A 2,445-nucleotide genomic window follows, 5' to 3' on the forward strand; every position below is an offset into this window, starting at 1 on the left:
CAGCCAGAAATGATCGGTATTGTATACATGTACTAGTAGGCTTGGTATAGATTTGAACCCGTCTTTATGTTCAGCATAAAGTGTTTCTTCGGGCAGTTCGGTTAAATGATCTAATAATTTCTCATATGACCATACGTGATATTGATAAAACTGATAAATCTGTTTCATTGTCCCTCCCGCTTATGATCTTGATTCTTCCCCTCCACTTTTGCACAGTTATATATGGCAACGGCTTTCTTTAAGCACTAATATCCGATTACTTTGAGTGCTTGTGCTTCATAAACTACGCTGCCTTACTCGCAAATCACATTACCTTAAACTACGCTGCCGTACTCTCAAAAAATCTCTAGTTTGGGCCAAATCTCTTTCCAATTTTTTCGGGTAATTCTAGCCCTGTAGTAGCTCTCATCCATGAATAGAGGACTTCTTCTTACTCGCAATTCAAATAAATCTTCTAGCCCGTGGGGGCTAATTACTGAAAGCGTATCATCTTTTTCCAATCGGATCCCTACCGCGGTAACCGTTTCCGGCCATCGACTCAATGCATCCTCTACGGAGCTATAGGGCATTTCGCCATTTTTCAAATGCATTCTTGCTTGATTTTTTACTGACCAGATTGAGATTCCCGTTTCTTGTTCTAATATCTGCTCATATTTCTTTTCTATTTCTTCATCTAGTTCATCGGCATTATAGTAAATGATGTCAATATCATTTAAGGGAGTCCTTTCTGAGTAGCCATGCAAAGTATCCCAAACATAGTTGCGAACATAACCAGCCGCTGCGTACCAATCGGGTAAATTCAATTCTCTTATTATTGTCAGGTCTTTCATCATTTCCTTGTTGTTTCTTATTAGCTCTAATAATGCGTCTGTGTATCTAGTCAAAACGTCCCCCCTCCTTAGTCCAAATTTGTGAAGGATGTTTATTTGTATCCTCCCTTCTCCGCCGCTATCCTCTCTCTTCTTCCATTCCATGGGGATTTCCTCATAGTTCTCTAATCTCTAAAAAAATCACTCGATAATGATTACTTCTCCGTCTTTAAGAGTCTTAAATGGAATTCTATTTTCGTAAAGATAATCAACAACTTTATCGATAGCTTGAGACTCCGGATGATCCGACTTGTAATGCGGATTACGATGTGATTTGGGTTAGAGGCGGCAATACGTTTGTGCTGGCCCAAGCCATGAAGTTAAGCGGTTTTGACCAGATTATTAAGAGGTATCACAGCGAAAAAAAGAACATCGTTTACGGCGGTTATAGTGCAGGCATCTGCATTCTCGGGCCTACCTTAAAAGGTATTCATTTAGTAGATGATCCAAGACAGAAACCATATGGGGAACAATATCCTACGATATGGGAAGGGTTAGGGATAATAGATTATGTAATTGCAGTATAGTTTTAAATCAAGGATGTCCACCGAAAAACCAAGACCTTGAAGGTCTTTGATGTTTGCTTCATCACTCTGCTCCCTTCTTAACACATCGCTGGTATAGTCCAGCGCATTATGGATGTAAGCAACTTTCTTATTCCCACTCTCTGTCATTTGCAATAATTTCTTTTCTTCGTTTCCAATCTTGGAAGATGACAAATAGTATTTCATAGGATCCCCCACTTTTCCTGCGAGTCTTGGAGCAGTTTTATTTTCGAAATCTTCGATATCCATCAGTACTTCTTTATTGGAGGGAAAATCCCTTCAAAGATTTGCTTCAATAATTAATATAATTGGCCCCTTGTTCATTCAAGCCCCAGCCTTTACAATACTCCCATCATAGACTAGCCGAATAACAAATAGCAGCATTAAGCTAACAAAGATTTACTGCTGCACAGGGGTCTCCTGTTCTAATGATGGTTTAGGTTTCGTTGAATATGTATCTTTAATTGCTTGCGATAAGTAAAAAAACGGCATCACAAACACCATATAAAGCATAACTCTGACGATGTTTTTATAAATGTCTGTATTAACTGCATTTATAATTTCCTCACTATAAAACGCCAAAAAATTATTTGCGAATAGATCGAGCAGCAGAAAGATGAGATAGCCTCCGAATAACCCTTTTACTAATAGAGGAAACCGCTTGTGTTTAAGTACTAAAAAAAGGATACAGGTCAGTGAAAGTGCCGCTAACATCGGCATTGCGATAAGTTCAATTAAAAGTAAAATAGCCCAAGGATACGACAAATCAAACATTAATGGAAAATTTCCGCCTGTGAAAAAGGAGAGAATCTGCCGTTTATAGTAAGCCAGAATGTTAATAGGCAAGAGCAAGAATACTATAATAGATATAATATAGAACCCGCTCGGCCATTTGGTTTTTTGAGAGTTGTTATTTTCCATTACCAAATCTCCTTTGCTTTATGAAAAACAGTCATGCCATTGAAATCTCAAGCACATCTCCTGCATGAAAATAGTCAAGGTTGGCGAGGTTCGCGGGCTTGTTTCCTGCA

The 2,445-nt window shown here is 38.7% G+C and carries 5 protein-coding genes; 1 reads left to right on the plus strand and 4 read right to left on the minus strand.

Going from position 1 to position 2,445, the window contains the following annotated elements:
* On the minus strand, nucleotides 1-168 hold a 168-nt coding region (locus PSHG_RS32005; protein WP_010275830.1), incomplete at its 3' end, for a DinB family protein.
* Nucleotides 169-335: 167 nt separating this feature from the next.
* The gene (locus tag PSHG_RS18195) at nucleotides 336-833 is read right to left on the minus strand and encodes a nucleotidyltransferase family protein (RefSeq protein WP_042122356.1); all 498 of its coding nucleotides are present in this window, start codon (nucleotides 831-833) and stop codon (nucleotides 336-338) included.
* 350 nt (nucleotides 834-1,183) lie between these two features.
* Between PSHG_RS18195 and PSHG_RS28180 the strand changes: the two genes are divergently transcribed.
* Nucleotides 1,184-1,396 carry a hypothetical protein gene (locus tag PSHG_RS28180; protein ID WP_235782085.1) on the plus strand — a complete coding sequence of 71 codons (213 nt, stop codon included), beginning with the start codon at nucleotides 1,184-1,186 and terminating at the stop codon, nucleotides 1,394-1,396.
* Here PSHG_RS28180 and PSHG_RS18200 read toward each other — a convergent pair.
* The gene (locus PSHG_RS18200) at nucleotides 1,364-1,663 is read right to left on the minus strand and encodes a hypothetical protein (protein WP_010275836.1); all 300 of its coding nucleotides are present in this window, start codon (nucleotides 1,661-1,663) and stop codon (nucleotides 1,364-1,366) included. The genes PSHG_RS28180 and PSHG_RS18200 overlap by 33 nt on opposite strands.
* A gap of 150 nt (nucleotides 1,664-1,813) precedes the next feature.
* The gene (locus PSHG_RS18205; protein ID WP_010275838.1) at nucleotides 1,814-2,335 is read right to left on the minus strand and encodes a DUF2569 family protein; all 522 of its coding nucleotides are present in this window, start codon (nucleotides 2,333-2,335) and stop codon (nucleotides 1,814-1,816) included.
* Between the last annotated feature and the right edge of the window lie 110 nt (nucleotides 2,336-2,445).

Origin of the sequence: Paenibacillus senegalensis JC66 (assembly GCF_000285515.1) — a bacterium.
GTDB classification, from domain to species: Bacteria; Bacillota; Bacilli; order Paenibacillales; family NBRC-103111; genus Paenibacillus_L; species Paenibacillus_L senegalensis.

Bases quoted from the DNA above. Each gene is read 5' to 3' on its own strand.
- PSHG_RS18195 (WP_042122356.1), bottom strand. From the start codon at position 833: ATGATGAAAGACCTGACAATAATAAGAGAATTGAATTTACCCGATTGG.
- PSHG_RS28180 (WP_235782085.1), top strand. From the start codon at position 1,184: ATGAAGTTAAGCGGTTTTGACCAGATTATTAAGAGGTATCACAGCGAA.
- PSHG_RS18200 (WP_010275836.1), bottom strand. From the start codon at position 1,663: ATGGATATCGAAGATTTCGAAAATAAAACTGCTCCAAGACTCGCAGGA.
- PSHG_RS18205 (WP_010275838.1), bottom strand. From the start codon at position 2,335: ATGGAAAATAACAACTCTCAAAAAACCAAATGGCCGAGCGGGTTCTAT.